This is a genomic window from Paenibacillus sp. AR247 (assembly GCF_002968895.1).
GTDB lineage: Bacteria > Bacillota > Bacilli > Paenibacillales > Paenibacillaceae > Paenibacillus_AQ > Paenibacillus_AQ favisporus.
Map to the genome: position 1 here is coordinate 1,455,788 of NZ_PCZT01000009.1, position 5,152 is coordinate 1,460,939.

3 protein-coding genes, 2 pseudogenes and 1 riboswitch are annotated in these 5,152 nt (G+C 51.2%); of the genes and pseudogenes, 3 read left to right on the plus strand and 2 right to left on the minus strand.

What is annotated here, in order from left to right; genetic code table 11:
- The first annotated feature begins 304 nt into the window (after positions 1-304).
- On the plus strand, positions 305-1,408 hold the full coding sequence (locus CPT76_RS14965; RefSeq protein ID WP_105443457.1) for a VanZ family protein: 1,104 nt from the start codon (positions 305-307) through the stop codon (positions 1,406-1,408).
- A gap of 47 nt (positions 1,409-1,455) precedes the next feature.
- Here the strand turns inward: CPT76_RS14965 and CPT76_RS14970 are convergent, their stop codons facing one another.
- Together CPT76_RS14970 and CPT76_RS14975 are read right to left on the minus strand one after the other, a co-directional pair.
- Positions 1,456-2,247 carry a hypothetical protein gene (locus CPT76_RS14970; RefSeq protein WP_105443458.1) on the minus strand — a complete coding sequence of 264 codons (792 nt, stop codon included), beginning with the start codon at positions 2,245-2,247 and terminating at the stop codon, positions 1,456-1,458.
- Positions 2,248-2,452: 205 nt separating this feature from the next.
- A pseudogene (locus CPT76_RS14975) lies at positions 2,453-3,219 on the minus strand (SDR family NAD(P)-dependent oxidoreductase).
- A 275-nt stretch (positions 3,220-3,494) separates the two neighbouring features.
- Between CPT76_RS14975 and CPT76_RS14980 the strand changes: the two are divergent.
- Positions 3,495-4,103 carry a TetR/AcrR family transcriptional regulator gene (locus CPT76_RS14980; protein WP_181152859.1) on the plus strand — a complete coding sequence of 203 codons (609 nt, stop codon included), beginning with the start codon at positions 3,495-3,497 and terminating at the stop codon, positions 4,101-4,103.
- A gap of 61 nt (positions 4,104-4,164) precedes the next feature.
- Positions 4,165-4,248: riboswitch (ZMP/ZTP riboswitch) on the plus strand.
- A gap of 66 nt (positions 4,249-4,314) precedes the next feature.
- Positions 4,315-5,152, plus strand: a pseudogene (locus tag CPT76_RS14985) (bifunctional 5,10-methylenetetrahydrofolate dehydrogenase/5,10-methenyltetrahydrofolate cyclohydrolase); the annotation flags it as partial.

Sequence of the window (5,152 nt, forward strand, 5' to 3'; positions counted from 1 at the left end):
ATGGCCATCAAGCTGATGTGCCTTGGTTTAATTTTTCTGCAATGAAACCCCATCTGGTTGTGACATCAAATATCCTCCTGCTGAATCTTGTTGTATTAGTACAAAAACCATAAGTTCAAGTATAACATTTTGCTTAAGCAACCTGATAGAAATTTAGCCGAATTTTCTGCATTTGCTTCACGTTTCTTTATAATTTTTAAACAAAATTTAACCAGAAACCGATCATACTTGTGCTATGATGTACATTCAGCCGATGGCAAGGCCAAAAAGAAAACATAAAGAATTAAGGCGGTGCAGTTTAGTCGTGTTTCATTCGTATGTATTTCCAATCTCATATGCATTTCTGTCTTTTCCCTTTGCGGCGCTATTTTTTACCCTTCCCTTCTTGGTCGTGCAGTACCGCAGACACGGTTATATCCATAAAATCAGGGCGTTTGTGCTGTACCTGTTCCTGCTGTACCTGCTCAACGCGCTGTTTCTGATCATCCTTCCGCTGCCGGCTTCCCGGCACAATCCGGCCATGGCCGGAGGGGCGCTTCAGCTGGTGCCGCTGAATTTCATTCACGACATCCTGAAAGAAACGTCCGTCGTGTCCTCGCAGCCCTCGACGTACCTGCGGCTGCTTACGGAACGCGCCTTCCTTCAAGTGGTATTCAACGTGTTTCTTACCGTTCCGTTCGGTATGATCCTCCGTTATTATTTCCGGACGGGATGGAAACTTTCCATTCTGCTGTCGTTTTTGCTGTCGCTGTTGTTTGAGACGACCCAGCTCAGCGGAATATTCGGGCTGTACGATCACCCGTACCGGGTATTCGACGTAGATGACCTGATCACTAACACGCTCGGCGGTTTGCTTGGATTCTTGGCAGCCGAATGGTTATCCGGCCTTCTTCCCCGCATTGAGCATTTGGATGCCAATATCGACCGGGCCGCCAAACGGGTAACCTATACGCGGCGGGGAATCGCCTTTATGGCGGACGGGATCGTCTGGGCGATCCTGCTTGGCATTCTGCATATCCTGCATGTACCGGCTTCCTTCTGGGTTGCGACAGGACTGTATTTCATGCTGGTACCTTGGCTGACTGGAGGTCTGACTCCCGGCAAATGGCTTGTCCGTATCCGTCTTGCCGATGGAGGGGAGCGAATCTCCCTTAAATCGCTTGTGGTTCGATATGGAATTCTCTACTGGCTGTTTTTTGGAGCCAACCGGGTTCTGGCCGGCTCCCTTGACACCGTTCCGCCGATCCTTCGCATGATCCTGGGACTTATTGTGTTTGCCATGAATACCGTCTTCTTTATTCATGTCGTCATCTGCGTATTCAAGAAGGAGCCGCAGCTGTTCTATAAAACCCGGCATGTTATCCTATGGCAGCCGGCCGCAGCACCCGAACCGGAGAAAAAGGAGTAGTTCCCCTTAGAAAAACGTACTTCTCAAGAACATATCACGCTTGTCCTTCAAGACTTGGGGAGTTTCGTTTCCGCTGTCCGGATGACGGAATCGATCTGCTTCTCCCATTGGTAAATTTGATTGAGGGAGGCGCTGATTTTACCAAGCTCCTTATACATCACGGTCAGCTCAGCCGTGGCTGTGATCGCGTTCCCGAGCTTGACTGCCGCTTTATACCGCTTGTCCGACGCGCTCCGGGTGCTGTTCGCTGCCGTAATCTTCTTATTCTCGGCAGTCACCTGCTTCTTTAACGTTTGGACCTGCGCCAACGTATCCTTCACCGCCTTGGCTTTGGCCGAAGCTTCCTTCTTGGCGGCAGCGAGCGCATCCTTACGGCTCTTGATTTCAGCACGGGCAGCACTGGCCGAGGCCTTGATCTGGTTGCGCTTCAGATCGTACTGAAGCGCGGCCTTCTGGTCCTTACGTTTTCTCGCATCCGCCGCCTTCTTCCCAAGGTCTGTATATTCATTAAGCAGCGGCTGATATTTCTTCTGGGCCTGATCGGCTTCGGATTTCAGCTTGTCGATCTTGGCTTTGTCGATCCCCTGCACCTTCGCATTGACAGACTTTAACCGGTCATCATTCTGTTTCCGGAGCACTTGAATCTGCTGCTTCTTCAGCTTGTTGGCCTCTTCCAGCGCCTTATAGCTGTCATGAAGCACACCAATACTCTGCAAAGCGGCGTCCCAAGCACTGTCCGATGCCGCGTCCGCCTTAGCCGGACCCAGCATGAACAACGCGACCGTACAGCATAAAACCGTCACCAAGCTGTTTTTCCATAAAACTTTTACATACGTCATCTTCATCTCTCCCCCAAATCATCAAAATTCATAATGAATGGACAAAAAAAGCACCCCGCAAGTAAGGCATGACGCCTTTCCTGCAGGGTGCTTCTCCCGCTTCCATTAACTATGTTGAACTCAATATATCGTTATTTCTCTCGATTGTCAATAAATTCCCGGAACATTTGTTCCTCTTTTTTTTGGACGAATTCGGTTGTCGTGATTACTGACCGACCATCCCGCCGTCTACCGTGTACAGGGAACCTGTAACGAATGAAGCTTCATCGGAGAGGAGGAGGTTCATTACCGCCGCTACTTCCTGCGGCTCGCCGTAACGGCCCATCGGTGTTGCCGCTTCATTGGCGGCTTTGTACGCTTCCGCATTGCCGGAGTTCGCCTCAATTTGCCGCATCATCCGGGTGTTGATCGTTCCAGGCAGAACCGCGTTAACCCGGATGCCCAGCGAAGCCAGCTCGTTGGCAGCAACGCGCGTCAAGCCGATCACGGCATGCTTGGACATAATGTATGGGGCCACTCCTGGCGCGCCCATCAGGCCTGCAAGCGAAGATGTGTTCAAGATTGCGCCGGAATTCTGCTTTTTCATAACTGGAATAACATAATGCAGTCCCAGGAACACCCCGCGGACGTTGACGTTATATACCAGATCAAGCGCTTCCACGGATTGCTCTTCAATCAGCCCGGTAGGGCCCTCAATCCCTGCATTGTTCGCAAAGTAATCGATGGTGCCGAATTTTTCAACAGCACGGTTCACATAGTTCTGCACGTCCTGCTCTTTGGATACGTCGGCAGCGATCGCCAGTGAATTGGTATCGTTCAGGCCAAGCTCCTCAACGACGCTCTTGACCGCATCTCCTTCAAATCGACCAGAACGAGATTCAGCTTGCGCTCGGCCAAACGCCGTGCCAGCTCTTTCCCGATTCCGCCGGCCGCGCCGGTAATGACTGCCGTTTTCGTTTGTGTTTGACTCATGACTGAATCGCTTCCTTTTCAACAAAGTTTATAAAATGTTTTATGGGCTTTATAGCTCATATCTGCTACATGTATAGGTTAAACCCTTATTAATTGTTCACACAATAATCATATTTAGAAATAATGTCATCTATCCAACAGGTTGGCGCCGTATGTCACCGAACCATGACAATCTTGAACATTTACCTTCTTTTTGTTGATGATTATCTGCGTTTTGGCGGCAGCCCAACTTGCGGTTATAATAGTAGAAACGACAAGCTGGAGGCAGATTGCATTTGACAGACGAACAAGTTCTTGACCGCAGGGCCAGAAGAACCCGGCAGGCGCTCAAATCCGCACTCGTTTCCTTAATTCTCGATAAAGGCTTCGATTCGGTGACCATTATGGACATCGCAGCCCGCGCAGACTATAACCGGGGCACCTTTTACAAGCATTTCGTCAGCAAGGAAGACCTGCTCAAGGAAATCCACGACGAGTTTCTGCATGGCATCGCCGAACTGCTCGTCGAGCCGTATGAGGGCCTGGAGCGAATTGAAGCATCGATGACCTACCCCTCGGGGCTGCGCTTGTTTGAGCATATCGAACAGCATAAAGATGTGTTCCTGGCCTTATCGCGAGTCGAACGCGGAAAGCTGGCGATGGACATGTACGACAGGCTCAGAGAGTCGATGCGGAAGGACATGCATATCGAAATGGAACCGACCGAGCCGCCGATCGACTACGAAATCATGCTGAGCTACCGGATGTCGGCCACAGTGGGGGTCATTATGCACTGGGCAGAGGTTGATTTTAAATACACGGCGTCTTATATGGCGCAGCAGCTGATGGTGCTGGTTGAGACAAAAATGGATTACATCGTGTTTAAAAGAAACGGCAGCCCATAAGCATCATTCTCAAAACTCCCCATTGTGCCCGTAAGCACAATAAGGTATCATTCTACATAGATGGACTGTGTGCGACTGGCGGAAACATGGGATGAACCATGAGGGAGCACATGGATATAAACAGCCGTACGCCTGGGCAGAGGTAAGGGGAATTTCCCCTTGCCTCTTTATGTTTTCTGGACCTTACCATGATTTAAAGGAGATGCAGACGATGACAGAACAAACGCTGATTTTGGACGGAGCGCGCGTGGCGCAGGACATTAAGGACGGCTTGGCTAGCAGGGTGAAAAGGCTGTCCGAGCAGGGGATTACCCCCTGCCTGGCGACCATTTTGGTAGGCGACGACCCGGCATCGGCCACATACGTGCGCATGAAAGGCAATGCCTGCAGACGGCTCGGGATGGAATCGTTAAAAATCACACTGGATGCGGGGACGACGACCGAGGAGCTTATCCGGGAAATCCAAAAGCTTAACGCCGACCCGAACGTTCACGGAATTCTGCTGCAGCATCCGGTTCCCCATCAGATTGATGAAAGAGCCGCATTCGACGCGATCGCCATTGAAAAAGACGTCGACGGCGTCACCACGCTGGGATTTGCGCAGAATGCTTTCGGCTTTGCCGCATATCCTTCCTGTACCCCGGCGGCCATCATCGCTATCCTGGATTACTACCGGATTCCTGTAGAAGGCAAGCACGCTGTTGTTGTCGGCCGCAGCCCGATTCTCGGCAAGCCCGTCTCGCTGATGCTGCTGAACCGCAATGCCACGGTCACGATCTGCCATTCGAGAACGAAAGGCCTTGGTGATATCGTGTCCCAGGCAGAAATCGTTGTTGCCGCAGTAGGGAAACCGAAATTCATTCAGGGAGACTGGATTCAGGACGGCACCGTCATTCTGGACGCAGGCTACAATGAAGGCAATGTCGGGGACGTTGATTATGAGGCATGTTTGGAAAAAGCGAGCGCCATTACCCCCGTCCTGCGGGCGTCGGACCGGTAACCATTGCCATGCTGCTGAAGCACACGGTGGATGCGGCGGAAAAACAGCT

Coding starts and splice junctions, on each gene's coding strand:
- CPT76_RS14970 (WP_105443458.1), bottom strand. CDS start 2,247: ATGACGTATGTAAAAGTTTTATGGAAAAACAGCTTGGTGACGGTTTTA.